The organism is Aliidiomarina sedimenti (genome assembly GCF_003986955.1).
Classification (GTDB): Bacteria; Pseudomonadota; Gammaproteobacteria; order Enterobacterales; family Alteromonadaceae; genus Aliidiomarina; species Aliidiomarina sedimenti.
In genome coordinates this window covers 1-24,627 of the sequence record NZ_PIPN01000006.1, presented here as the reverse complement: position 1 = coordinate 24,627, position 24,627 = coordinate 1, and the positions used below count along the sequence as shown (strand labels likewise).

The 24,627-nt window shown below is 51.5% G+C and carries 24 protein-coding genes; 23 read left to right on the top strand and 1 reads right to left on the bottom strand.

The features are described 5' to 3' along the window. The first annotated feature begins 76 nt into the window (after window positions 1–76). From CWE12_RS12300 to glnB, 19 genes are all read left to right on the top strand, one after another. On the top strand, window positions 77–1,084 hold the full coding sequence (locus tag CWE12_RS12300) for a sensor histidine kinase (protein WP_126790014.1): 1,008 nt from the start codon (window positions 77–79) through the stop codon (window positions 1,082–1,084). Beyond that, a complete protein-coding gene (locus CWE12_RS12295) occupies window positions 1,085–2,485 on the top strand; it encodes a sigma-54-dependent transcriptional regulator (RefSeq protein WP_126790013.1) in 1,401 nt (466 codons plus the stop codon). Window positions 2,486–2,608: 123 nt separating this feature from the next. Then, window positions 2,609–2,938: a flagellar hook-basal body complex protein FliE gene (gene fliE, locus CWE12_RS12290; RefSeq protein ID WP_126790012.1), complete on the top strand. Its 330-nt coding sequence runs from the start codon at window positions 2,609–2,611 to the stop codon at window positions 2,936–2,938. A gap of 29 nt (window positions 2,939–2,967) precedes the next feature. Then, window positions 2,968–4,683, top strand: coding sequence for a flagellar basal-body MS-ring/collar protein FliF (gene fliF, locus CWE12_RS12285; RefSeq protein WP_126790011.1), 1,716 nt, complete (start codon window positions 2,968–2,970; stop codon window positions 4,681–4,683). After that, window positions 4,676–5,746, top strand: coding sequence for a flagellar motor switch protein FliG (fliG, locus tag CWE12_RS12280; RefSeq protein ID WP_126790010.1), 1,071 nt, complete (start codon window positions 4,676–4,678; stop codon window positions 5,744–5,746). Before fliF ends, fliG begins: the two co-directional genes overlap by 8 nt. Window positions 5,747–5,759: 13 nt before the next feature. After that, on the top strand, window positions 5,760–6,743 hold the full coding sequence (gene fliH / locus CWE12_RS12275) for a flagellar assembly protein FliH (protein WP_126790009.1): 984 nt from the start codon (window positions 5,760–5,762) through the stop codon (window positions 6,741–6,743). Beyond that, window positions 6,727–8,061, top strand: a complete 1,335-nt coding sequence (gene fliI / locus CWE12_RS12270) for a flagellar protein export ATPase FliI (RefSeq protein ID WP_126790008.1) — start codon at window positions 6,727–6,729, stop codon at window positions 8,059–8,061. The genes fliH and fliI overlap by 17 nt, the downstream gene beginning before the upstream one ends. A 16-nt stretch (window positions 8,062–8,077) precedes the next feature. Next, entirely contained in the window at window positions 8,078–8,530 is a 453-nt protein-coding gene (fliJ, locus tag CWE12_RS12265; protein ID WP_126790007.1) for a flagellar export protein FliJ, read from the top strand. An 88-nt stretch (window positions 8,531–8,618) separates the two neighbouring features. Then, a complete protein-coding gene (locus CWE12_RS12260) occupies window positions 8,619–10,295 on the top strand; it encodes a flagellar hook-length control protein FliK (protein WP_126790006.1) in 1,677 nt (558 codons plus the stop codon). Between the two features lie 39 nt (window positions 10,296–10,334). After that, entirely contained in the window at window positions 10,335–10,841 is a 507-nt protein-coding gene (locus CWE12_RS12255) for a flagellar basal body-associated FliL family protein (protein ID WP_126790005.1), read from the top strand. Window positions 10,842–11,042: 201 nt separating this feature from the next. Beyond that, window positions 11,043–12,113: a flagellar motor switch protein FliM gene (gene fliM, locus CWE12_RS12250; RefSeq protein ID WP_126790004.1), complete on the top strand. Its 1,071-nt coding sequence runs from the start codon at window positions 11,043–11,045 to the stop codon at window positions 12,111–12,113. Between the two features lie 26 nt (window positions 12,114–12,139). After that, entirely contained in the window at window positions 12,140–12,577 is a 438-nt protein-coding gene (fliN, locus tag CWE12_RS12245) for a flagellar motor switch protein FliN (protein ID WP_198675754.1), read from the top strand. A gap of 55 nt (window positions 12,578–12,632) precedes the next feature. Continuing rightward, window positions 12,633–12,980, top strand: a complete 348-nt coding sequence (fliO, locus tag CWE12_RS12240) for a flagellar biosynthetic protein FliO (protein WP_126790003.1) — start codon at window positions 12,633–12,635, stop codon at window positions 12,978–12,980. Between the two features lie 33 nt (window positions 12,981–13,013). Then, the gene (gene fliP / locus CWE12_RS12235) at window positions 13,014–13,769 is read left to right on the top strand and encodes a flagellar type III secretion system pore protein FliP (protein WP_126790002.1); all 756 of its coding nucleotides are present in this window, start codon (window positions 13,014–13,016) and stop codon (window positions 13,767–13,769) included. A gap of 11 nt (window positions 13,770–13,780) precedes the next feature. Continuing rightward, window positions 13,781–14,050, top strand: coding sequence for a flagellar biosynthesis protein FliQ (fliQ, locus tag CWE12_RS12230; protein ID WP_126790001.1), 270 nt, complete (start codon window positions 13,781–13,783; stop codon window positions 14,048–14,050). Continuing rightward, the gene (gene fliR / locus CWE12_RS12225) at window positions 14,050–14,832 is read left to right on the top strand and encodes a flagellar biosynthetic protein FliR (RefSeq protein WP_126790000.1); all 783 of its coding nucleotides are present in this window, start codon (window positions 14,050–14,052) and stop codon (window positions 14,830–14,832) included. The genes fliQ and fliR overlap by 1 nt, the downstream gene beginning before the upstream one ends. Window positions 14,833–14,841: 9 nt before the next feature. Then, the gene (flhB, locus tag CWE12_RS12220) at window positions 14,842–15,969 is read left to right on the top strand and encodes a flagellar biosynthesis protein FlhB (protein ID WP_126789999.1); all 1,128 of its coding nucleotides are present in this window, start codon (window positions 14,842–14,844) and stop codon (window positions 15,967–15,969) included. Window positions 15,970–16,019: 50 nt separating this feature from the next. After that, window positions 16,020–17,648 carry an NAD+ synthase gene (locus CWE12_RS12215; RefSeq protein ID WP_126789998.1) on the top strand — a complete coding sequence of 543 codons (1,629 nt, stop codon included), beginning with the start codon at window positions 16,020–16,022 and terminating at the stop codon, window positions 17,646–17,648. 39 nt (window positions 17,649–17,687) lie between these two features. Continuing rightward, window positions 17,688–18,026, top strand: a complete 339-nt coding sequence (gene glnB, locus CWE12_RS12210; protein ID WP_126789997.1) for a nitrogen regulatory protein P-II — start codon at window positions 17,688–17,690, stop codon at window positions 18,024–18,026. 99 nt (window positions 18,027–18,125) lie between these two features. On the opposite strand, the gene CWE12_RS12205 is transcribed toward glnB, so the two are convergent. Beyond that, window positions 18,126–18,884, bottom strand: coding sequence for an outer membrane protein assembly factor BamD (locus CWE12_RS12205; RefSeq protein ID WP_126789996.1), 759 nt, complete (start codon window positions 18,882–18,884; stop codon window positions 18,126–18,128). Window positions 18,885–19,063: 179 nt separating this feature from the next. Between CWE12_RS12205 and rluD the strand changes: the two genes are divergently transcribed. The 4 genes from rluD to pssA all read left to right on the top strand — a co-directional run bounded on the left by rluD (window position 19,064) and on the right by pssA (window position 24,377). Beyond that, a complete protein-coding gene (gene rluD, locus CWE12_RS12200; RefSeq protein WP_126789995.1) occupies window positions 19,064–19,990 on the top strand; it encodes a 23S rRNA pseudouridine(1911/1915/1917) synthase RluD in 927 nt (308 codons plus the stop codon). Beyond that, a complete protein-coding gene (gene pgeF / locus CWE12_RS12195; RefSeq protein ID WP_126789994.1) occupies window positions 19,974–20,705 on the top strand; it encodes a peptidoglycan editing factor PgeF in 732 nt (243 codons plus the stop codon). The genes rluD and pgeF overlap by 17 nt, the downstream gene beginning before the upstream one ends. Window positions 20,706–20,784: 79 nt before the next feature. After that, entirely contained in the window at window positions 20,785–23,358 is a 2,574-nt protein-coding gene (clpB, locus tag CWE12_RS12190) for an ATP-dependent chaperone ClpB (RefSeq protein ID WP_126789993.1), read from the top strand. Window positions 23,359–23,501: 143 nt separating this feature from the next. Continuing rightward, window positions 23,502–24,377, top strand: coding sequence for a CDP-diacylglycerol--serine O-phosphatidyltransferase (pssA, locus tag CWE12_RS12185; protein WP_126789992.1), 876 nt, complete (start codon window positions 23,502–23,504; stop codon window positions 24,375–24,377). The last annotated feature ends 250 nt before the right edge of the window (window positions 24,378–24,627 follow it).

Below are 24,627 nucleotides of genomic sequence, written 5' to 3'. Positions count from 1 at the left end.
GGCGTCAAAAATCAGTCCCACAAGCTGGCATAACCGTTGCATTCTCTCGTTCCCTGAGTTGTAGGGGGACATTATCATGACGCAGGCAACTGCGATTTCTTCAGAACTGCCATTAGATGCCGTTTTGGCTGCGATGCCAAATGGTGTCGTTATGCTGGATCCACGCGGCTGTATTAGTCACGCTAATCCTGCCGCCGTGCAATTGCTGGATACCCAGCTGGTGGGTCAGCTATGGCGTGAAATTATTGCGCATACCTTTGCCCCACGCGACGACGACGGGCACGAAGTGTCGTTGGTGTCCGGGCGCCGGGTACGGCTTGATATATCAGCCTTAAGTCCGCATCCCGGGCAGCTAATCGTGATTACCGATATGTCGGAAACACGTGCCTTGCAGGCTCGGGTGAGCCAGATGCAGCGTCTCTCCGCAATGGGCCGGATGGTGGCGTCGCTAGCCCATCAGATCCGTACCCCGTTGTCCGCCGCTATGCTGTATGCGCAGAATTTATGCCGCGATAATCTGCCGTTGGTACAACGAACCAAATTCTCCTCCAAGCTAAGTGCCCGGCTGCAGGATCTTGAGCAGCAGGTCAATGATATGCTGCTGTTTGCCAAAAGTGGCGAACAACTCCCGGTTGAACGACTGCAACTGAACACGGTATTAGAAACCGTGCGCGAGCAGGTCGAAGTCATCGCTGAACGCACTCAGATAAGTTTTGAAGTAGTCCCAGCTGAGCAGGATGCCACTTTTCTGGGTAACCAGTCGGCCTTGACCAGCGCGCTGCAAAATTTGATTATAAATGCATTTGAAGCGTGCAGTGCAGGCTGTAGGGTAGTGCTCTACGCACAAACAGACGACGAAGAGCTGTATATAGGCGTGAGTGACGACGGCCCTGGTATTGCCAGCGCTGATGTAGAACAGATATTTACCCCGTTTTTCACTCGCAAGTCACAGGGCACAGGCCTTGGCTTAGCGGTGGTGAAATCGGTAGCGAAAGCCCATCAGGGGGATGTACAGGTACGTAGTGAGGTAGGTCAGGGGACCACATTCAGGTTTGTCCTGCCTCGTTATCAGGGGGAACAGTAAATGACCGATGATCGTCAGATCTTGATCGTGGAAGATGATAAAAATTTGCAGGAAGCCATTGTCGATACATTGGAGCTGGAAGGGTTTAATTGCGTAACGGCTGACTCTGCGGAGCAGGCGTTACTGACCTTAAAAGACGAAGCCATTGATATGGTCATCTCCGATGTACAGATGCCCGGCCTGAGCGGTTTGCAACTGTTGCAGAGTATGCAAAGCCAGGGGTTGGTGATTCCAACTCTGATGATGACGGCGTACGCGAAAGTCGATGATGCGGTGATCGCAATGCGTGCTGGTGCGCTGGACTATCTTAGTAAACCGTTTTCAACTGAGCGCTTGCTGGAGCTGGTAAGTCGTTACTTACCACCTCGTTCTACGACCAAGGGTCAGCCGGTGGTGGGGGACAGCTACAGTGAGCAAATGCTCAAACTGGCGAAACGGGTTGCCAACACCGATGCCACTGTGATGATCACCGGACCGAGTGGCTCGGGTAAGGAAGTTCTGTCGCAGTATATTCACCAACAATCGGCACGCAGTGAAGGGCCCTTCATTGCTATCAACTGCGCGGCGATCCCGGAAAACATGTTAGAAGCGACCTTGTTCGGATACGAAAAAGGGGCCTTTACCGGCGCTGTACAGGCAATGCCCGGTAAATTCGAACAGGCCCAGGGCGGCACCTTGCTGCTCGACGAAATTACCGAAATGGATCTGGCCTTACAGTCGAAGCTGCTAAGGGTCTTGCAGGAACGCCAGGTGGAACGACTTGGCGGGCGTAAGACGATAGAACTGAATGTGCGGATTATTGCGACCAGTAACCGCGATCTCAAGGCCGCTGTGGCGGATGGCGTTTTCCGTGAAGATTTGTATTATCGGCTAAACGTATTCCCACTCAGTTGGCGTCCGCTGCAGGACCGTGCCGGCGACATCATTCCGTTGGCCGAGCATTTATTGTCACGGCACTGTGAGCGAGCGGGTCAGATTGCACCGGTATTAACCGACTGTGCGCGGCGCAAAATGCAGAATTATAGCTGGCCGGGCAACGTACGAGAACTGGAGAATGTGATTCAACGGGCGCTGATACTCTTTACCGACGGCGAGATCAAAGCGGATGACCTGCTGCTGGATGATTCCTATGCCGACGATGCCCCGGCAGCGACCACTGAAGCGCAGGAGGGGTCGGCGCAACCGGGTCTGGCAGCAGACTCGCATGCTGACCCGGTGGATAGAGCGACACCAGAGCGCCTGGGCAGTGAACTTAAACAACAAGAACAACAAATCATTCTGGATGCGCTGAATCGTTGTAATGGCAAACGCAAGGATGTTGCTGAGCAACTCGGAATTAGCGCACGGACGTTACGCTACAAACTGGCGCAGATGCGCGATCAGGGAATCGATCTTCCTTAGATCGTAAATTGATCGTAAAGTTGGCGTCTATTTTGCAGCACTTCGTCATCACAAGCGCATTACAAGCCTGGGCGACTAAAAATTGACACTACCAGGCATTAAGAATTTTTGGGGGAACCTTCCATGAACATCAAAAGCGACCACTTATACGGTGAAATGCAAAACATGCTGGCGGAAATGCAACCGCAGGCAAGTCAACTCGATCGTGTTAATGCTGGCAATCAGTCACAGACCGAGTTTGGCGGCATGCTGAAATCAGCCATTGATAATATTAACGGCTTGCAGATGGAAGCCGGTGAGTTGCGTAACCGTATGGAAATGGGTGACAGCAGTGTGTCCCTGGCAGAAGTTATGATTGCGGCACAAAAGTCCAGCATCGCCTTTGAAGCGGGTGTGCAAGTGCGTAACAAAGTAGTTGATGCGTACGAAAAAATCATGAACATGCCAGTCTAAGTGGGCCGTTTGAAGTAGGAGTTTAAAGCATGGCAGAGTCCACAGATCTGGTCGCAGGCAAGCAAGATTTCCCGGCCAATTCAGGGTCAGGCGACAGCGCGACGAGCGAAGAGCAGAAATCTGGTTTTCTCAGCGGGTTGGGTAACTTTGATGCATTGCGTCAGATCATAATTGTGGTAGCGCTGGCGATATGTGTCGCCATCGCGATCTTTATCATGCTTTGGGTACAAGAGCCGGATTACCGTCCGCTGGGTGAGCTGGAAACCGCGGAATTGGTTGAAACCCTGGATTTCATGGACGCCAACGGCCATGAATATCGGGTTGAAGGCAATACCGTGTATGTGCGCTCGGACCGCTATGCGGATATTCGTCTGCAGATGACCCGTCAGGGCATGGGTCCTGCCCATGCCAGCACGGGTGATGATTTCCTGATGCAGGATCCGGGCTTCGGTGTGTCCCAGCGTCTTGAGTCTGAACGACTGAAGCATTCCCGCGAACAGCAGTTAGCACGTACTATTGAACAAATGCAGTCGGTCGATAAGGCGCGCGTCTTATTGGCGGTTCCGCGCGAGAACGTGTTTGCGCGTCGCGAGCGGCAACCCAGTGCCAGTGTCATGCTGAACATCCGCCGCGCCCAGTTAAACCGTGAAGAGATCGACTCAGTGGTTGATCTGGTGGCGTCGGCAGTTCCTCAGTTAGAAACCAGTCAGGTAACAGTGACCGACCAGAATGGTCGCCTGTTACACTCCGGTTCGCGCAACCAGCTTTCCGCTCAGGCGCGCCGTGAATACGAAATTGCGCGGCAACGCGAACAGGAATATCTGGATAAGATCGACAACATTTTGTCACCGGTATTGGGTTATGGTAACTACACCTCGCAAGTCGACGTGACCATGGACTTTACCCAGGTTGAGCAAACTCAGCGAACCTATAACCCCGATTTACCCGCTGTTCGCTCAGAAATGATTATTGAAGACAACACAGTGGGCAGCTCGGTAGGCGGAATTCCCGGTGCATTGAGTAACCAGCCGCCCCTGGAATCGGATATTCCGGAAGAAGTAGGCCCCGGCATGGCGGGCGCCGTGGTACCGGGACGCAATCATCGCGAGCAAACCCGCAACTATGAACTTGACCAGACGATCAGCCACACGCGTCAGCAAGTGGGTGTGTTGGAGCGCCTAAGTGTCTCTGTAGCACTGGATTATCGCACCACTACCAATGCGGACGGCGAAGAAGTACGTGAACCCTTCTCAGATGCAGAGCTGGCAAATATTCGCCGCATGCTGATGGCCGGGGTGGGGTACAACATTAACCGTGGTGACAATGTTGAAGTGGTTGCCTTTCCGTTTATCAACGAACCATTATTTGCCGAGGCTGGTGAAGCCTGGTGGGAAGAAGCATGGTTCTGGCGTCTGGTTCGACTTGGCGCTGGTGTTCTGGTTATTACCGTTCTGATTATGACGGTCGTTCGTCCGATGCTGCGTAAGCTGATTTACCCAGACGAAACAGCGGACGATGGTATCGATGAGTTGCTGGCGCGGGATGAAGATCTCGGCGATGAAACCATCGATATGCTAACTGAACAATTTGACAGCGACAGTATCGGCTTCTCGCCGGATGGCACTTTACAGTTGCCGGATCTGCATAAAGATGAGGATCTGCTAAAAGCTGTTCGTGCTCTGGTGGCGAATGAGCCAGAGTTGTCCTCACAAGTGGTAAAAGCGTGGTTGAACGAAGATGTCTGAAGTTGATGTTAAAACAAAACGTCGTACGCTTGCTCGTATCGAAGAAGACGAAGCTTTTGATGTCCATAAACTGAGTGGCGTTGAGAAATCCGCTATTTTGCTACTGAGTTTGTCTGAAGAGGACGCGGCACAGATCTTAAAGCACCTGGAACCCAAACAGGTCCAGCGGGTCGGTATGGCGATGGCCAGTCTGGAAGATTTCAGTCAGGAAAAGGTTAACGCGGTACACAGCCTGTTCCTTGAACAGATTCAGGAATTCACCACCATTGGCTTCAAGAGTGAAGAGTTTGTGCGTAAAGCACTTACCGCTGCTCTGGGTGAAGACAAAGCCGGTAACCTTATTGAACAGATCGTTATGGGCAGTGGCTCGAAAGGTCTGGACTCGCTTAAATGGATGGACTCCAAGCAGGTTGCCACGCTTATTCGTAATGAGCACCCGCAGATACAAACCATTGTTTTATCCTACCTCGACCCTGAACAGTCGGCAGAAATCATGGCCCAGTTCAGTGAAAAAGTGCGCCTGGATTTGATGATGCGGATTGCCAACCTGGAAGAAGTACAACCAGCTGCATTGCAGGAGTTGAACGAGATTATGGAGAAACAGTTTGCCGGCCAGTCAGGCGCTCAGGCTGCGAAAATGGGCGGCTTGAAAGCAGCTGCAAATATCATGAACTATCTGGATACTTCAGTCGAAGGTCCGTTGATGGATTCAATTCGCGAGCAGGACGAAGAACTCAGCCAGCAGATTCAGGATCTTATGTTTGTGTTCGAGAACCTTATCGATGTCGACGATCGTGGTATTCAGACGCTGCTGCGTGAAGTTGAAGGTGAAGTACTGCAGAAAGCGCTGAAAGGTACTGACGATCGGCTTAAGGCAAAAATATTCCGCAATATGTCAAAACGTGCCGCTGAACTGCTACAGGATGATCTGGAGGCGATGGGGCCAGTACGGATCAGTGATGTCGAAGCAGCACAGAAAGATATCCTGGCGACAGCACGCCGCCTGGCAGATTCAGGCGAACTGATGCTTGGTGGTGGTAGCAACGAAGAATTCTTATTCTAATTGAGGAGCGGGTATGAGTGATTCGCGCCGCCCTCAAAAGGGCGACCAGCCTGCACGTTGGGAATATCCTGATATAACCAGCGACGAATACATTACCTCAATGCGGCGCAATGCGGTAAACAAACCGATGCGCTGGCAGTTTGAACCGCCGGAACCAGAACCGGAAGAAGAGGAAGACGAAGCTCCCCAACTGACCGCAGAGATGCTCGAAGCGATTCGTGAAGAGGCGCGCCAGGAAGGGGTCGCGGAAGGCCGTGAAGAAGGCCTGAAAAGCGGTCATGAAGAGGGCTTTAAGCAAGGGTATGACGAAGGCCTGTTAGCGGGTAAGAGTGCCGGGGAAGCGGAAGCTGCCGCGGCCGGCGAACAATTGCAGCAGGAACTGAGTCTGCGTTGGCAACAACTTTTCGAACACATGCGTCAACCTGCATTGCAAATCAATGAAGGTGTCGAACGTCAACTGGTCACTCTGACCGCGACGCTGGCGCAAGCGATCTGTATGCATGAGGTCGAGACCAACCCGAGTATTATTCAGCATGTGGTGCAACACGCGGTGGCGGATCTGAGTGAACAGGCAGGTCAGCTGAAAATCGCACTGCACCCCTTAGATGTTGAGCTCATTAAGCAGCGCTGGAATGAGCAGGAGCTGACTGACTTGGGATGGCGCATCGAACAGGACGCGAGCCTGACGCGCGGCGGATGTGTGGTGACGACCCCGGTTACACGAGTAGATGCGACCCTTGAGTCACGTATCAACGATGTATTTAAGTATTACATTAAGGGGCTGAAAGGTTCGGATGGCCAGCCCATTCGCTCTGAGCCTCAGGTCGATGCGGTTGAGCAACAGCGAAGCAAGCAACACGCCGAGGCTGAACAAAAGGCACAGGCTGAACAGGCAGCGGATGCGGAGCAAGCGGCAGACTCCGGGCAGGCCCCCCAACCAACAGAGCAGTCAGCAACGGAGCAACCACAAGGCGATAGCAATGGGCGCAATGAATGAACTGGAGCGTCGCTTAGCCGCTCGTCAGCAATATATTCGTCCAGCCCGGCTGCAAACTAGTGGCCGTTTGACCCGTGTCGTTGGTCTCACCTTCGAAGCCATTGGCTGTCGTGCCTCAATCGGCTCGCTGTGCTCGGTGGAAACCAGTCAGGGCGAGGTGATCGCCGAAGTGGTAGGTTTCGATGACGATGTCCTTTATCTGATGCCCGCGGATGACGCCCATGGTGTTATCCCGGGTGCAAAAGTGCGTCCTTTGCTCGACCAGGCCGGCATTCCGCTAGGGATTGAGCTTTTAGGGCGAGTGATTGACGGTGCTGGTAACCCGCTTGATGGACTGGGCCCGATAGAGACAGCCCGCCGTGGTTCCCGTCAACGAGAAAAGATAAACCCGTTAGCGCGCCGCCCGGTGCGTGAACCGCTGGACGTCGGTGTCACCGCTATCAATGCGTTGCTAACGGTAGGCAAAGGTCAGCGCATGGGGCTTTTTGCCGGCAGTGGTGTGGGTAAAAGTGTGCTGTTGGGGATGATGACGAGAGGGTCAACCGCTGACGTTATCGTGGTCGGCTTAATTGGTGAACGGGGCCGCGAAGTAAAAGAATTTATTGAAGACATTCTCGGTGAAGAAGGCCGCCGTCGCAGTGTTGTCATTGCCTCGCCAGCGGATCAGTCGCCGTTAATGCGCTTACGCGGGTGCGAAACCGCAGCACAGATCGCCGAGTATTTTCGTGATCAGGGCCTCAATGTACTCTTGCTGATGGATTCGTTAACCCGTTATGCGATGGCGCAACGGGAAATTGCTTTGGCAATTGGTGAGCCCCCGGCGACCAAAGGGTATCCGCCTTCGGTATTTGCCCGTCTGCCAGCGTTGGTGGAGCGAGCCGGTAATGGTGGTGAGGGGCAAGGCTCTATCACCGCGTTTTATACGGTACTTACGGAAGGCGATGATATGCAGGACCCGATTGCGGATTCTGCGCGCGCTATATTGGACGGACATGTCGTGCTTAGTCGGCGTTTGGCCGAGCAGGGCCATTATCCGGCTATCGATATAGAGGCGTCGGTGAGCCGGGTCATGCCACAGGTTATTTCGCCACAGCATTTACAGAATGCGATGGCGGTTAAGCAGATTTATTCCAGTTACCAACAAAATCGTGATCTGATTAGTATTGGTGCCTATGCGAAAGGGTCCGACCCGCGTGTTGACCAGGCGATCCAGTTAATGCCAATGGTGGAGCGATTTCTGCAACAGGGCATGCTCGATGTCTCGCCTTTTGATGACTGCGTGTCAGTTTTGGCTCAACTTGCTGAGCGGGTACGCTAGCTACCGGAGGTAAACGATGCAGGACAAGTCACTTTACCTGGTTCTCGATATGGAAAAGAAACGTGAAGACCAGGCCGCAGTTCGCTTACAGCAGGCGCGTCAGCAATGTGAAATGCAGCGCAGTCGACTGGCTGGTCTTGAGCAGTATCGTACCGAGTATCTGAACAGCGCTCTTGAGCGCGGCCAGGGTGGCCTGCAGTCAATGCGTTTCGGCCATTACCACGCGTTTATTGGCAAACTGGATGAAGGTATTGGCCAGCAGCGGATTAAATTGCAGCGACTGGAACAGGTCGTGACCGACCGTCAGCAGTATTGGGTTGAAAAGCAACAGCGACGCAAAGCCATTGAGCATTTGCTGGAGAAAAAACGACAGCAAGCGGCTTTGCGACAGAACCGACGAGAGCAGGCGACGGCTGACGAATATGCAACTCAAGGCTTTATGCGACGGTTGAAACAGCAGAAACATTAGTCAGACTCTATAACCAACGTTGGAATGGATATTGCATTTCTTTACTCAGAGATTAGTCAGGCCCTGACATGGCCGAAGAGGTAATGCAATGCAACACATGAACGTAGGACGGACGCCATCAGCAGCTACGTCGACTCAGTCGTCCGTAGACCAGCATCGTCAGCCTGGCACGCAGCAAGCCAACGACGATCGCGGCTTCTCAAGCCAGTTAAGTCAGGCCAATGCTGGCCACCAGTCCAGTGTGAAAAACACACAGGGTGAACAGGACCGTCGAACCAGCACAGGGTCCACCAACGGCGAGAATAACGGCAAAGCAACGAAAACGGATGAAGCATCCGTTGCTGGCGTTCAGCAAAAGCTGGGGGAGCTTGAGCTGAAACTTGAAGAGGGTGATACCGTATCCGATGAAAGCTGGCTTGATTTGATTAGTGAAATCAAATCGCTGGCTGAAGGTGGGGCCAGTGAAGGCCAGTTAGACGATCTCAAAGCTCAGTTGCAACAGGCTTTGGACAGCGTAGATGGCGACCTGGCTGGACTGCTTGAAAAGCTACAGCTCGACTCGTCAATGGTAAGCGGTGACGTGCTGGATATTGACCAGTTGATGGGCGAACTGGAGCAACTCGATTCAGCCGCCCTGGCTGGCTTGCAGGAGAAACTCAGCCAACTTATTGATGGCGGTAAAGAGGCCGTCACTGAGGCTGAACTGGTCGCTCAGTTAGAACAGCTTGAGAAAGAGGCTGATGGCGAATTGGCCGACTTGCTTGGTCAGTTGCGAGAGTTGCTGGCGGATGAGAATCTGGATCTGCAGGATCCTGAAACACAAAATCGTCTTGCGGGTATGCTGCAGCAGTTGTCTGACTCAGAGCAAATAAGCCTGAGTAGCATCGATAACAGTAAGCTTGCAGCCTTTATGCAGGATCTGAATGAGCATATCGAGCAACAGTTGATGCCGCAGAACCGTCGTGAAGGTCTGGCTGGCGAAAGCGGAACCTTAGGGGGCAGAAATTTGCCACCTGCGGCAATGGCAATGAGCGAAGCGGCTCAGCAGTTACGCAACCAATTACAAGCTTTAGTGCAGGCACAGACTGAGTCAGCAGATGGCGAATCCACAGACAGTCAGTTTGAAAGCTTACGCCGCATGGTCAGCGAGATGACGCCGGCGTCGAACGCAAACGATGGCCGTGGTCAGCAAGGAAATGCGAATACCGCATCCAATTTTAATCAGGCATTAAATCAGGCCGGCGCAAATCGTGATGCTCAAGCGACACAAAACAGCGAGCGCTCTAACCTGAGTGCGTTTGAAGCGGCCCGGCAAACCCAGCAGGCAGTGGATATCCTCGGTACAGGCGCGGCAAATACATTACGTGAACGCATATCCGTGATGTTCAATACCCGCACCCAGGCGGCAGAAATGCGCCTTGATCCACCGGATCTTGGGCGCTTAAGTATTCGTCTGAATATGAACCAGGAACAGGCATCGGTGAGTTTTCAGGTAACCACGCCGCAGGCGCGTGAGGCCCTTGAACAAAGTTTACCGCGCTTACGTGAGTTGCTGCAGGAACAGGGCATCCAACTGGCGGATGCCAATGTCAGTGAACAGCAGAGCGACGGACAGCAACAGGCGGGCGCCTTTAGTGACAACCAGGGGTTCGGCAATGGAGTTGGCGGTGAGTTTGCTGAGGATGCGGACGATATAGCGATTGCTCAGGTCGACGTGCCTGAACAGACTAGTAATAGTGACGGCCGGGTTGATTACTTTGTATAAGCGGCACACATCATTTACGACATTTAAGTAGGGTAGATCATGGCTGAAGAACAGGATCAGGTTCAGGAACAGGAAACTAAAAGCAAGATCGGCTTGATTGCGGGCGGCGTTGTGGTGGTGCTGCTTATTTTGGTGCTTGTCTGGTTTTTCTTTCTGCGAGGGGACGACCAGCCCTCGGTCAGTGAACAAGTCGGGCCGGAGCAGGTTGCAGCAGAGGATTCCGAAAGTGCGCGCTATGTCCCACTACCGAAAGATTTCATTTTCAATGTGGCAGGCGACCAACGTGACCGCATGGCGCAAATCAGTGTGCAATTGATGGTTCGCGGATCGCGGAATGAACGCTTAGCGCTGGAAAACATTCCGTTGATTGAAAGTACCTTACTGGATGTTTTCTCGCGAGCCAGTGCGGATCGCCTGAACTCTCCGGAAGGTAAACGCGAGTTGCGGGTGCAAACACTGGACGCGTTGCGTGAAGTCATGCGCGAGGCGACCAGTGGCAGCCCGGTGGTTGAAGAAGTGCTGTTTACCGGCATGGTTTTGCAGTAATCAAGTCAGCAACGGTAATAAAAAACCCGCGATAGAAGAGTTTGATTTAAAGTTGGAACGCTAATTGCAGAATTACTGATAATTAGTGGTAATAACGGTAATGCTAGTAGCAATTAAAACTACAGACTAGCCGCGATCGACCTTTAGTAGTGCTGACGTGCGCCGTAGTTTATAACGAATAACTGAAATAGCGAGCTGAGTATGGCTGTAAGCGATTTACTCTCACAGGATGAAATTGACGCACTATTGCATGGTGTCGATGACGTTGAAGAAGATAGTATCGAAATGTCGGGCGCTGCGTCCGATGCCCTCGATTACGACTTTTCGTCACAGGATCGCATTGTGCGTGGGCGGATGCCAACGCTTGAAATCGTTAATGAGCGCTTTGCCCGTCATATGCGGATCAGCCTCTTTAATATGATGCGTCGCAGTGCCGAAGTGTCGATTAATGGCGTGCAAATGCTCAAATTTGGCGAGTACGTGCATACCTTATTCGTCCCAACCAGTCTTAACATGGTGCGCTTTCGTCCGTTGAAAGGGACCGCGCTGATTACCATGGAAGCGCGTCTGGTCTTTATTCTGGTGGATAACTTCTTTGGTGGTGACGGGCGCTATCATGCCAAGATCGAAGGGCGTGAATTTACCCCTACCGAACGTCGTATCATCCAGATGCTGCTGAAGCTTATCTTTGAAGACTACAAAGAAGCCTGGGCACCGGTTATGGATGTCGGTTTTGAATACCTCGACTCTGAAGTTAACCCGGCGATGGCAAACATTGTTAGCCCCACCGAAGTCATAGTTATTAGCTCGTTCCATATAGAGCTCGACGGCGGCGGTGGTGACTTTCACATCGCGTTGCCTTACTCGATGCTGGAGCCAATACGCGAATTACTTGACGCGGGTGTACAGAGTGATAAAGAAGACACCGACCTGCGCTGGGGTAAGGCACTACGTGACGAGATCATGGATGTGCCAGTCGAGATTAAGGCCAAGTTACTGGATACAGAGCTGTCCTTACGTGAAGTGATGGACCTGCAGTCGGGCGATATTATTCCGGTCGATATGCCAGAGAACTTAACGGTTTATATCGAAGATCTGCCGACGTTCCGGGCCAAAATGGGCCGTTCACGCGACAATATTGCACTGAAGATTTCGAAGAAGATTCCACGACCAGAAACCGTGAAGTCGGATATCCACATGTTAACCAGAGGCGGACAACGTATCGGTGGCGATGCAGAGTTACAGCAGCTGGAAGAAGATTTTGACGTTTAATAGTAGCCGATAGGCAAGAGGCTTTTATGAGTAACGAAAACGATAACGGAAACAACGGCGAAATGGACGATTGGGAAGAAGCGATGGCTGGTCAGCAAGACCAGGCGGAAGCAGAAACAGAAGCTACAGCAGAAGGGAATGAGGGTGTTAAAACCGCTGATCTGGAAGAGCTGACGGATGAATCGGATAAAAGTCCGGAAGAGCGCCGTAAGCTGGATGCGATTCTGGATATTCCGGTTACCATTTCGATGGAAGTTGGCCGCAGCCAGATCAGTATTCGTAATCTGTTGCAGTTAAACCAGGGTTCAGTGGTTGAACTTGAACGCGTCGCTGGCGAACCGTTGGATGTTTTGGTCAACGGCACTTTAATTGCGCACGGCGAAGTGGTTGTTGTAAATGACAAATTTGGTATTCGTTTAACCGATGTCATCAGCCAGCTAGAACGGATCCGCAAACTGCGTTAAGGTATCGGCCTTGCGCCTGCTAGCGTAGCAGGCGAGGGCAACCGACGAGGCACATATGAACCAATCTGGTACTCTTACCATGGCAGATGCAGGGGCGACTTTGCTGATGTTACTGGTGGTGTTAGCGGTTATTGTCGGCCTGGCAGCATTGGTCCGTAAAATGAATATGCGCATGCCGGGTCGGAACGGGCCAGTAACGGTGCTTAGTTCAGTATCCATTGGGCCGAAAGAACGACTGGTGATAGTCGCCGTTGGTGACCAAAAGTTGTTGCTTGGGGTAACCTCACAACAAATCCAGCTCTTGCAGACCTTGCCTGATGACTTTAAGGTAAAGGACACACAACAGACAGCATCATCCTCTTTTGCTGAACAGGTACTATCGGCGCTAAGACGTGACCGCTAACCTTTACAGCCGACGGATGCGGAACATTCCATTATGAAATCATGGACACTGGCGATAGTAGTCGCCCTTCTTGCGTTAGCCGCTTTCTATACGCCTCAGGTATCGGCCCAGGACGGACTTAATGCGATTACCGTTACCACCAATGAGGACGGTAGTCAGGAGTATTCGGTAACCCTCCAAATCCTGATTATAATGACAGCGCTGAGTTTTATTCCAGCTGCGGTTATTATGATGACCTCATTTACCCGAATTATTATCGTCCTGGCAATTTTGCGTCAGGCGATCGGTCTGCAAAGCTCACCATCCAATCAGATCCTCATCGGTATCACGCTGTTCCTGACCTTTTTTATCATGACCCCGGTGCTGACAACCATTAATGAAGACGCGGTACAGCCTTATATAGCCGAGGAAATAACGCCGGTTGAGGCGGTTGAGAGGGCGCGCGATCCGATCAAAGCATTTATGCTGTCGCAAACGCGCTTGACTGATCTGGAAACCTTCATTGATATTTCCGGCTATGAAGGCATCGACGGACCAGAAGATGTGCCGATGACCATTCTGATACCGTCCTTTATCACCAGTGAATTGAAGACAGCGTTTCAGATTGGGTTTATGCTGTTTATTCCGTTTTTGATCATCGATCTGGTGGTTGCCAGTGTCCTTATGGCCATGGGTATGATGATGTTATCACCAATGATCGTGTCGCTGCCGTTCAAACTCATGTTGTTTGTGTTGGTTGACGGGTGGAGCATGGTTATGCGCACTCTGGCTGGCAGTTACGGCTTGTAGCGAGGTTCTTAATGTCACCTGAAGTCTTTCTGGATGTGTTTCGTGATGCTCTGTTTCTCATCGTTGTGCTGGTGAGCTTTATCATCGTACCCGGGCTGATTGTGGGCCTGATTGTGGCGGTCTTTCAGGCTGCTACCTCAATTAACGAACAAACTTTAAGTTTCCTCCCACGTTTGTTGGTAACCCTGACTGCAATTGGCCTCGGTGGACATTGGTTGGTGCGGATGCTGATGGATTTTACCATCGGCATGTACATGCGCATTCCTGAAGTTGTTGGCTAATGAACATCTACGAAAGCGTCATTATGGAATGGCTGGCGCAACACTACTGGCCATTTGTCCGTGTCAGCAGTATGTTTTTGACCATGGCAGTATTTAGTGGTCGCGGTTTGCCCTCACGGATTAAGATTTTCTTCGCAATGGCGATCACCATTGCGATCTCCCCGGCACTGCCACCGATAGATGTTCCCTTCGAAACCGTTTCACCTGCCGGAATGCTGACCACCATTCAGCAAATTTTGATCGGCGTCGCCCTGGGCTTTATGTCGTTACTGGCAATTAATACCTTTGCCCTTGCCGGCCAGGTGCTGGGTATGCAGATCGGTCTTGGTTTTGCCGCGATGGTCGATCCGAACAGTGGCCAGCAGGTGCCGGTTATTGCTCAGTTCTACCTGATGTTGGCGACGTTAATATTTCTTGCTGTGGATGGCCACCTGGTAATGATTCAGATGATCGCTGTTAGCTTTCAGGCGATTCCTGTGGGGCAGGTCGGGCTCGATGCAGATGCTTTCTACTACATAGCCACCTGGGCAGTGTGGATGTTTAATGTAGCCCTTGGGTTTTCCATTTCGGCAATGGTTTCGATTCTGCTGATTAACCTGTCATTTGGTGTCATGACGCGGGCGTCCCCGCAACTCAACATTTTTACGGTTGGTTTTCCGATTACCATGGTCTCTGGTTTGTTGATCTTATGGCTGACTGTGGGTAACTTTATTGTTCATTTCGAAAATCAATGGGAACGGGCAGTGAGCGGGATGTGTTTTATTCTTGGCGGCACTTGTTAGGAGACGGCAATGGCTGAAACGGATCAGGAACGCACAGAAGAGCCCACGCAGAAAAAACTCGATGACGCGAAAGAGAAAGGGCAGATAGCGCGCTCCAAAGAGATGGGCACCCTTGGCGTCCTCGCGGCAGCAGCCATTGGCCTGCTGGCGATGGGCGATGCCATGGCCGAGGCTATGTTCAGTATCTTTTATCAGTATTTTTCGGTTGAACGGGCGGTTATTTTTGATGACAACGCCACCTTGAATATCTGGTCCGGTATTTTTAATGCGTTGTTGTATCCCTTAGGTACGTTCTTTTTTATTGTCGTTTTAGGTGCTTTTATCGGCAATACAGTGGTTGGTGGCTTTAATTTCAGCTGGCAGGGAGCAGCGCCGAAACCGTCCAAGATGAGCCCCTTAAAAGGGCTTAAACGTATGCTCGGGACCCAGGCATTGATCGAGCTCCTTAAAGCGGTGGGTAAATTTACTATTGTCGCAGTGTTTGCTTACTTTCTGTTGCGCTGGCAGTTTCCTAATATCCTTCAGCTTTCCAATGGCATTATTGAACAAACGCTGGCGGACGCCCTGACCATGCTTGGTTTTATGTTCTTGCTACTAACCAGTTCAATGCTGTTTATCGTCGCTATTGATGTGCCGTTTCAACGCTACAACCATACCAAGCAATTACGCATGACTAAGCAGGAAATCAAAGACGAACGCAAAAATGCCGAAGGTAGCCCGGAAATTAAAGGTAAAATTCGTCAGATGCAGCTTTCCATGGCGATGAAGCGGATGATGCAGGACATTCCCAATGCAGACGTGGTGGTGACCAACCCGACGCATTTCGCGGTGGCTCTGACTTACGACCCGCTTTCAAAAGGCGCGCCGCGCGTAGTTGCCAAAGGCAATGACGAAGTGGCGGCGAAAATTCGCGAAGTTGCAGTGGACTCGGACGTGCCTCTGGTGCAGTCACCGGAGCTAGCGCGGGCAGTTTATTACAGCACCAAAATAGGGCAGGAAATCCCCGAAGGTTTGTTTATGGCAGTCGCTCAAATCCTCGCCTATGTGTTCCAGTTGAAGGAATACGGCAAGGGCCGTGGTAAGCGGCCAAAAGCGCCTCGTAATCCACCTATTCCGGACGAATTGCAACACGACTGATGCTATCATAGCGCGCTTTGATGGATGATAAGGTGGTAAAAGGCAACGGCATGACTAGAAAATTAAACGTCGCTCTGGCGCAAGTTAAACTGACGGTGGGCGCGATAGAAGCGAACACGGATCAGGTGGTGAACACCGTCGCCAGGCACTCAGACGCCGATATTCTGGTGTTTCCTGAACTGACTTTAACTGGTTACCCGCTAGAAGATATTGTCTATCGCGCAGATTTATATGCGGGGCTTGAGCATGCGTTAGAACGCATTAAAGCAGCCAGCACAGATGTCGCTATTATGGTTGGCTACCCGGAGACCGATGGGCAGGCCATTTTCAACGCGGTGTCGGTATTTTATCAGGGCCGTCGTATTGCCCACTACCGTAAGCAAATACTCCCGAATTACGGTGAATTTGATGAAAAGCGCTACTTCACCGCAGGTACCGGGAGCACCGTCTTCGAATTCAAAGGCCATCAGATAGGCTTGCTGATATGTGAAGATCTCTGGCAGCAGGCTCCGATAGCCGGCGCCAAGGCGGCTGGTGCGGAATTAATTCTGTCGACCAATGCATCGCCTTACGAAGAATATAAAGCGGCTCAACGACTTCAGGTCCTGCACCAGCGCTGGGTTGAAAGTGGCCTTCCAATTGTTTACGTGAATCAGGTCGGCGGCCAGGACGAATTGCTGTTTGATGGTAACTCGATGGTCGTGGATGAGCGTGGTCAGGCCGCGATTACCTTAAAGCATTGCGCTGAAGATGTGGTAACCGCCGAGTTCACTGACGGAAAGCTGGTGAACAGCGTCGACCACGGAACCGATAACGCCGATGCGGCGCTGTATCAGGCGTTGACACTGGCCCTCCATGACTATGTCAGCAAAAACGGTTTTTCCTCGGTGTTGCTTGGCTTATCGGGGGGCATTGATTCGGCACTGACGCTGGCGCTGGCGGTGGATGCGCTGGGGGCGGAGCGGGTGCGCGCCGTTATGATGCCGTATCAGTACACCGCTGATATCAGTATTGAAGATGCCAGACAACAAGCCGGGCGGATGGGTTGCCAGTTCGATGTGGTGCCAGTTGCCCCCATGGTCGACAGCTTTATGCAGGTTGTCCCGGGGCTGACAGCCGATAAGCCGCGTGATACCACAGAAGAGAACTTACAGGCCCGTTGTCGCGGTGTGTTATTGATGGCATTGTCGAATAAAGAAGGTAGCCTGCTGCTCAGCACCGGGAATAAAAGTGAACTTGCGGTGGGTTACTGCACCTTGTACGGCGATATGTGTGGCGGTTTCGCCCCGATCAAAGATGTCTATAAAGAACGCGTTTATGATCTGGCCAGATTCCGTAATACGCTAGGCGAGGTTATTCCGGAGCGGGTCATTACCCGACCGCCGTCTGCAGAGCTGGCACCGGATCAGAAAGATCAGGACTCATTGCCGCCTTATTCTGTGCTTGATGAAATTATCGCCGCCTATGTTGAGCAAGATCAGTCACTTGCTGATATGATTAATGCAGGCTATGACGCTGAAACTGTAAAGCGCGTAGTTACTCTGGTTGACCGCAATGAATATAAGCGGCGCCAGGGCGCTGTCGGGCCGAAGGTTACCCGACGTAATTTTGGTCGTGACAGACGCTACCCGATTACCAGCCGCTACTTGCAGAGTATGTTGGCGCGGACTGAAGATTAAATTGGTCGACTCAAGCAGAGCACATTAGCAGGAGCAAGCATGAAAAAGGTGGAAGCCATCATCAAACCCTTCAAACTCGATGATGTGCGCGCAGCATTATCCGATGTCGGGATTGCCGGTATGACAGTGTCTGAAGTAAAAGGGTTTGGGCGGCAAAAGGGTCATACTGAGTTATATCGCGGTGCTGAGTATATGGTCGATTTTTTGCCTAAAGTTAAGGTTGAAGTGGTGGTCAAAGACGATGAACTGGATCGCTGCATCGAGGCCATTATGGAAACGGCACAGACTGGCAAAATCGGTGACGGTAAGATATTTATTTCGGATGTTGCCCGCGTGATTCGGATCCGTACTGGTGAAGAGAATGAGGATGCGGTGTAAGATCTGGCGCTAGTAGTGCAAATACTCCGGGTTCAGTAAAAAAAAGCCAGCAATTGCTGGCTTTTTTTGTCCGCTTCTGTGGTGCTTAAACGTCCTGTTTTAGCCACCAGCAAGCCGATGCTGAGGGAAGTTCAAACGTAACACGGCCAGAGCGTCGTCACGCAGGTCTTCTAAGCCCAGCGCGTCGTAGGCGGTAATCATCATTTCCAGTGCTTGCTCAACTTCCGGCACTTGAGGGAAGCTTTCAAGAATATATTGCCCTCGACGCGCGGCAGCCATATAGGCTTCGCGGCGCATGTAATATTCGCCAGCGCTTAGTTCATACTTCGCTAAACGTGACTGGATCCCGATCATGCGTAAGCGGGCATCGGCCGCATACTGGCTTTCCGGGTGACGTTCCAGTAATTGACGAAAGTCTTCAAAAGCCTGCTCGGAATAGCTTTTATCGCGGTCTGAACGGTCAATACCAACCAGACGGTGGAAGGCATTGTCTTCCAACTGGAGGTGAACCAGGCCGCGCATATAGCGCACGTAATCCGCATCCACGTGGTTTGGATTCAAGCGCAGGAAGCGGTCAATAGCAGTCAGCGCACGGTCCTGATCAGCCAAATGGTAATAAACATAAATCAGATCGAGTTGAACCTGGTTAATATGGGCACCAAACGGATAACGGCTTTCGATGTTGCGCAAGGTTTGTGAGGCCATGGTAAAATTGCCTGAATTTAAATAGCCTTGCGCTTGTTCATACATTTGCTCAGCAGAACCCTGCATCTGGCGTTCACGCTCACGATCAGGATTTGAAGAACAGCCAGTCAGAATGAATGACATCAGGAATACGGAGAGGAGCACAACTTTCATAAGGAACCTTTGCTACCTTTTATTGCTTTTGCTTTAGTCATACCCATATAAAACAGGTACACTTGCGATTAATTCGGCATTCTACCTTAGCGACTACAGGTTTCACAGCAGATATTTATGACCCAACAGATTACTCACGAAGCAGTTATTGACGAGCATCTGACGAGCATCATTTTGGAATGCGTTTCGACCAGGTGCTGGCGGAATTGTTCCCGGATTATTCACGCTCACGTTTGAAAGACTGGATTGTTGACGGCAAAGTTACTCTGGATGGCAAGGTAGTTACCAAGCCTCGCGAGAAAGTTCTGCCTGGTATGGCAGTCCGTCTGGACGCGCAGGTAGAAAGCGAAGAACGCTTTGAAGCCCAGCCTATAGACCTGGATATTGTTTTCGAAGACGAGCACATTCTGGTACTGAACAAACCCGCCGGGCTGGTTGTCCATCCGGGCGCTGGTACCCCGGACGGAACTATCCTCAATGCCCTGTTGCACCATCATCCAGGCGCGGCTCAACTGGCCCGCGCCGGCATCGTGCATCGGCTGGATAAAGACACCACAGGTCTGATGGTGGTAGCGAAAAGCATTGCCGCTCAAACCCATTTAGTCACTGCATTGCAGGCGCGAGACATTACCCGCGAATATGAAGCTATAGTAAATGGGGTGATGACGGCGGGCGGCCAGGTTGACGAACCAGTCGGCCGGCACCCAACGAAGCGAACCCATATGGCAGTGGTGAGCAGTGGTAAACCGGCGGTAACACATTATCGGGTTGCCGAGCGTTTCCGCCTGCATACCCGACTGCGTTTGCGTTTGGAAAGTGGGCGTACTCACCAAATCCGGGTCCACATGGCGCACCTGCGGCATCCACTAGTGGGTGACCTGCAATATGGTGGCCGGCCACGTCCGCCACAGGGCGGTAGTGATGAACTTTTGACCGCGCTGCGTGGATTCAAACGGCAGGCGTTGCATGCGGTCAAGTTAGCATTGCATCACCCGATAAGTGGCGAACTGATGAGCTGGGAAGCGCCAGTGCCCGATGACATGTTAGCGATAGCCGAGTTATTGCGTAAGGATGCGCATGGAGTGGACGATGATTACAACCTTTAAAGCCGACTGGCCTGTTACCAGTGAAGTGAATGCTTTAACCACGACCCGCAGCGGCGGCGTCAGTGTGTCGCCGTTTGGCCAATTGAATGTGGCGACTCATGTTGGCGATTTACCGGCTGCGGTTCAGGAGAACCGACGTCGACTCAGTCAGCAGTTAGAATTGCCGACAGAACCTAATTGGTTGAGCCAGACCCACAGTAATGGAATGGTGCGCATCGGCGAGCAGGGGTTGCAGGATTTGCCTGACGCCGATGCAGCCTATACCGATGTTGCGGGTCAGGTCCTGGTGATTATGACCGCTGATTGTCTGCCGGTTTTTCTGGCGACAAAAGACGGTAGTGAATTGGCATTGGTTCATGCGGGCTGGCGTGGCATGGTCAATGGCATTATTGGTCGTGCATTGAAGCAATTTGAGGCTCCGGCCGACGAAATTTGTGTCTGGCTGGGCCCTGCTATCAGCCAGCAGGCATTTGAAGTGGGTGACGACGTGCGGGATTTAATTATCGGCCGTAACGCTGAACATGCCAGCGCGTTTCAGCGCTACCAGATGCACTGGAAAGCCGATTTGTATGAAATAGCCCGCCAGCAACTGGCTGGCAAAGTGGGCTTTATTGGCGGTGGTGACCACTGCACCTACACAGAAAGCAAACTGTTCTATTCCTACCGTCGTGATGGCACCACCGGCCGGATGGCTAACTTACTTTGGAAAAGTTGATCCTGAATCAACCAGTGACCTTGAAATTGGGTAAATAATACCCACATTAAAAGCAATGATGTTTTTAAGGAGAAGGTAAATGCGCCTGGACCGATTCACCAGTAAATTTCAGTTAGCGATTTCCGATGCTCAGTCGTTAGCACTCGGCCGCGACCACCAATACATAGAACCCATCCATCTGATGAGCGCATTGCTCAATCAGGACGGCGGCACAGTGCGTCAGCTATTGCAGAACACTGGAGTAAATATTCCCACCTTTCGCGCCCAGTTATCAAAGGCGTTAGATGATATTCCTCAGGTTGAAGGAACCGGCGGTGAAGTTCAGCTGAGTTCTGCCTCTGCAACGCTGCTTAATCTGTGTGACAAATATGCGCAAAAGCGTAAAGACAAATACATCTCCAGCGAGCTTTTTGTGCTGGCGGCACTGGAAGACAAAGGTAAGCTTGGTGAGTTACTGAAAAAGCAGGGTGTTGAGGCTGGCAAGGTCGACAAAGCGATTAACGATATACGCAATGGTCAGCAGATCGATGATCCGAATGCCGAAGAGCAACGCCAGGCGCTCGACAAGTACACCATTGATTTAACCGAGCGAGCAGAGCAGGGCAAGCTGGATCCGGTGATCGGCCGTGACGAAGAGATCCGCCGTACCATTCAGGTTCTCCAGCGTCGGACAAAGAATAATCCAGTGCTGATCGGTGAGCCCGGTGTCGGTAAAACAGCTATTGTGGAAGGCCTGGCGCAACGAATTATCAATGGCGAGGTGCCTGAGGGTTTAAAACACAAGCGGGTGTTGTCGCTTGATTTAGGCTCGCTGTTGGCCGGTGCAAAATACCGGGGCGAGTTTGAAGAACGCTTAAAAGCGGTGCTCAATGAGCTGCAACAGGAAGAGGGCGCCGTTATCCTCTTTATTGATGAACTCCATACCATGGTTGGCGCCGGTAAGGCGGACGGGGCCATGGATGCCGGTAATATGCTCAAGCCTGCACTAGCCCGCGGTGAGCTGCATTGTGTGGGTGCCACCACCCTCGACGAGTATCGTCAGTACATTGAAAAAGATGCCGCCTTAGAGCGACGCTTTCAAAAAGTGCTGGTTGATGAACCGTCAGTGGAAGATACCATCGCAATTTTGCGCGGACTAAAAGAAAAGTACGAACTTCATCACTCAGTCGAGATTACTGATCCCGCTATTGTTGCTGCTGCCTCCTTGTCCCATCGCTACATCAGCGATCGTCAGTTGCCTGATAAAGCGATCGATTTGATTGACGAGGCAGCCTCAAGCATCCGTATGCAGATTGACTCAAAGCCTGAGGAGCTGGACCGTCTCGAGCGCAGAATGATTCAGCTCAAACTTGAACGTGAAGCATTGCGTAAAGAGAAAGACGACGCCAGTAAAAAGCGCTTTGAATTGCTGGAAGATGAAATCGGTGAGCTTGAAATCAAGTACAAAGAGCTGGATGAAATCTGGAATACGGAGAAAGCGGCTCTGCAAGGGCACCAACATATTAAAGAACAATTGGATCAGGCGCGTCAGGATATGGAAGTGGCTCGTCGGGCTGGCGATTTAAATCGGATGTCCGAGCTGCAATACGGCCGCATTCCTGAACTTGAGCGCCAGTTAGATCTTGCACTGCAAGCTGAAATGCAGGATATGAGCCTGTTGCGAAACCGTGTTTCAGAAGAAGAGATTGCTGAAGTACTATCGCGCTGGACCGGCATTCCGGTCTCGCGCATGCTCGAAGGCGAGCGCGATAAGCTATTGAGAATGGAAGATGAGTTGCATAAGCGGGTTATCGGTCAGCATGAAGCGGTGGTCTCGGTGGCCAACGCGATTCGTCGGTCGCGAGCTGGTTTGGGCGACCCGGATCGTCCGATCGGCTCTTTTATGTTTCTTGGCCCTACCGGTGTTGGTAAGACCGAATTATGCAAAGCTTTAGCTAATTTCATGTTCGACACCGACGCCGCGATGGTGCGGATTGATATGTCTGAATTCATGGAGAAGCACTCGGTGTCACGTCTGGTCGGTGCGCCTCCTGGCTATGTTGGTTATGAAGAAGGTGGCTACCTGACCGAAGCTGTAAGACGGCGTCCCTACTCAGTCATTCTGTTGGATGAGGTCGAGAAAGCACATCCCGATGTCTTTAATATTCTGCTTCAGGTGTTGGATGATGGGCGTTTGACCGATGGCCAGGGGCGTACGGTGGACTTTAAAAACACTGTGATCATTATGACCTCGAATCTTGGTTCTGAATTGATTCAGGAAAAAGCGGGTGAAGTGGACTATCAGCAAATGAAGAATCTGATTATGCAGGTTCTGGCGGGCCACTTCCGCCCTGAGTTTTTGAACCGTGTCGATGAAACCGTGGTCTTCCACCCGCTCAGTAACACCCATATTAAGAAAATTGCGGGCATCCAGATGAAGCGGTTATTGGTGCGACTTCAGGAAAAAGGCTTTGAACTTGAGGTTAGCGACTCAGCGCTGGAACAACTGGCTAAGGTTGGGTTCGATCCTGTTTTTGGAGCACGACCGCTGAAACGAGCGATTCAGCACGAACTGGAAAACCCATTAGCGCATAAGTTGCTTGCCGGAGAGCTGCAACCTGGCAAAACCATTCATGTCGATGCAGGTGGCGATGGTTTAACCATTCACCAGTAACCATTCACCTGTAACTATCAGCACTGAAAAAAGGCTCCTGCGGGAGCCTTTTCTTCATTCGCCGGTATTTATGCACTTATTTAAGTCTATGGTATTCTTAGTGCCAGTATTCTTTATTCATTTTCTCCGACAGGACTTATGATATGTCAGAACAGCATCAGGATTCAGCAAGTCATAAACGACGCGGTATTTATTTGCTGCCAAATTTATTGACAACTGCTGGTCTTTTTTCAGGCTTTTTCGCCATCGTTTCCTCAATGAACGGCCAGTTTGAAATGGCCGCTATCGCAATTTTTATTGCCATGGTATTTGATGGTCTCGACGGACGTGTTGCACGCATGACCCACACTGAGAGTGATTTCGGTGCTGAGTATGACAGCATGGCAGATATTGTCTCATTCGGGATGGCGCCTGCCTTAGTAGCGTATAACTGGGCGCTTGCCGATTTAGGGAAGCTAGGCTGGCTGGCAGCGTTTATATTCGTAGCGGGTGGCGCCTTGCGTTTGGCTCGTTTCAATACCATGTTAGGGGTTTCCGATAAGCGTTACTTCCAGGGCCTGGCAATTCCAAGTGCTGCAGCCATTGTGTCTGGTATGGTCTGGGTTGGCGCTAAGTATGAAATTGATCCTGAAAATGTAAGCCTGCTGGTCGCACTCTTTACCATTGCGTGTGGTCTGTTGATGGTGAGTAACTTCCGCTATCACTCATTTAAGGATGTCGATTGGCGCGGTAAGGTTAACTTCCTTGTTATTTTAATGGTAGTACTGGTGTTTGTAGTGGTTGCGACTGAACCAGCTTTAGTCCTCTTCGTTCTCTTTACAGCCTATGCTATTTCAGGTCCGGTCCTGACTATCAAGAATGTGCACAAACTGAAGCTCGAACACGTGTTGGGTGACCAGCCGGATGATTCAGACGCGGACTTTAAGCCAGAACAAGAGAAGGCAGCTGCAAAAGCGAAAGCCGAAAGTAAAGAAGTGGATGATTCAGTTGACCAGGATGAGAACCAACCGAAAACCTAGTCAGCACTGCAGTTACGCTTGAGTTTATATTTAAAAAGGCCCTGAGGGGCCTTTTTTCGTATGATACATAGCCATTTCGGGCGGAAAATGAGCGCTTGGCGCGGTTTTTTCACTAAAGTTAAGAAAAGGGGTTGCGCGCAGCGAGAAGATCTCTATAATTCGCCTCCGTTGTCAGGGCACATTGAGCGCACAGACAACCCTTGAAGCTCCTGAGTTCATTATGAATTAGTCGAGCACAAGGGCTGAAGAA

Excerpts from the sequence above, each read along its gene's own strand:
- CWE12_RS12300 (WP_126790014.1), top strand. The coding sequence starts at position 77 with ATGACGCAGGCAACTGCGATTTCTTCAGAACTGCCATTAGATGCCGTT.
- CWE12_RS12295 (WP_126790013.1), top strand. The coding sequence starts at position 1,085 with ATGACCGATGATCGTCAGATCTTGATCGTGGAAGATGATAAAAATTTG.
- fliE (WP_126790012.1), top strand. The coding sequence starts at position 2,609 with ATGAACATCAAAAGCGACCACTTATACGGTGAAATGCAAAACATGCTG.
- fliF (WP_126790011.1), top strand. The coding sequence starts at position 2,968 with ATGGCAGAGTCCACAGATCTGGTCGCAGGCAAGCAAGATTTCCCGGCC.
- fliG (WP_126790010.1), top strand. The coding sequence starts at position 4,676 with ATGTCTGAAGTTGATGTTAAAACAAAACGTCGTACGCTTGCTCGTATC.
- fliH (WP_126790009.1), top strand. The coding sequence starts at position 5,760 with ATGAGTGATTCGCGCCGCCCTCAAAAGGGCGACCAGCCTGCACGTTGG.
- fliI (WP_126790008.1), top strand. The coding sequence starts at position 6,727 with ATGGGCGCAATGAATGAACTGGAGCGTCGCTTAGCCGCTCGTCAGCAA.
- fliJ (WP_126790007.1), top strand. The coding sequence starts at position 8,078 with ATGCAGGACAAGTCACTTTACCTGGTTCTCGATATGGAAAAGAAACGT.
- CWE12_RS12260 (WP_126790006.1), top strand. The coding sequence starts at position 8,619 with ATGCAACACATGAACGTAGGACGGACGCCATCAGCAGCTACGTCGACT.
- CWE12_RS12255 (WP_126790005.1), top strand. The coding sequence starts at position 10,335 with ATGGCTGAAGAACAGGATCAGGTTCAGGAACAGGAAACTAAAAGCAAG.
- fliM (WP_126790004.1), top strand. The coding sequence starts at position 11,043 with ATGGCTGTAAGCGATTTACTCTCACAGGATGAAATTGACGCACTATTG.
- fliN (WP_198675754.1), top strand. The coding sequence starts at position 12,140 with ATGAGTAACGAAAACGATAACGGAAACAACGGCGAAATGGACGATTGG.
- fliO (WP_126790003.1), top strand. The coding sequence starts at position 12,633 with ATGAACCAATCTGGTACTCTTACCATGGCAGATGCAGGGGCGACTTTG.
- fliP (WP_126790002.1), top strand. The coding sequence starts at position 13,014 with ATGAAATCATGGACACTGGCGATAGTAGTCGCCCTTCTTGCGTTAGCC.
- fliQ (WP_126790001.1), top strand. The coding sequence starts at position 13,781 with ATGTCACCTGAAGTCTTTCTGGATGTGTTTCGTGATGCTCTGTTTCTC.
- fliR (WP_126790000.1), top strand. The coding sequence starts at position 14,050 with ATGAACATCTACGAAAGCGTCATTATGGAATGGCTGGCGCAACACTAC.
- flhB (WP_126789999.1), top strand. The coding sequence starts at position 14,842 with ATGGCTGAAACGGATCAGGAACGCACAGAAGAGCCCACGCAGAAAAAA.
- CWE12_RS12215 (WP_126789998.1), top strand. The coding sequence starts at position 16,020 with ATGACTAGAAAATTAAACGTCGCTCTGGCGCAAGTTAAACTGACGGTG.
- glnB (WP_126789997.1), top strand. The coding sequence starts at position 17,688 with ATGAAAAAGGTGGAAGCCATCATCAAACCCTTCAAACTCGATGATGTG.
- CWE12_RS12205 (WP_126789996.1), bottom strand. The coding sequence starts at position 18,884 with ATGAAAGTTGTGCTCCTCTCCGTATTCCTGATGTCATTCATTCTGACT.
- rluD (WP_126789995.1), top strand. The coding sequence starts at position 19,064 with ATGCGTTTCGACCAGGTGCTGGCGGAATTGTTCCCGGATTATTCACGC.
- pgeF (WP_126789994.1), top strand. The coding sequence starts at position 19,974 with ATGATTACAACCTTTAAAGCCGACTGGCCTGTTACCAGTGAAGTGAAT.
- clpB (WP_126789993.1), top strand. The coding sequence starts at position 20,785 with ATGCGCCTGGACCGATTCACCAGTAAATTTCAGTTAGCGATTTCCGAT.
- pssA (WP_126789992.1), top strand. The coding sequence starts at position 23,502 with ATGTCAGAACAGCATCAGGATTCAGCAAGTCATAAACGACGCGGTATT.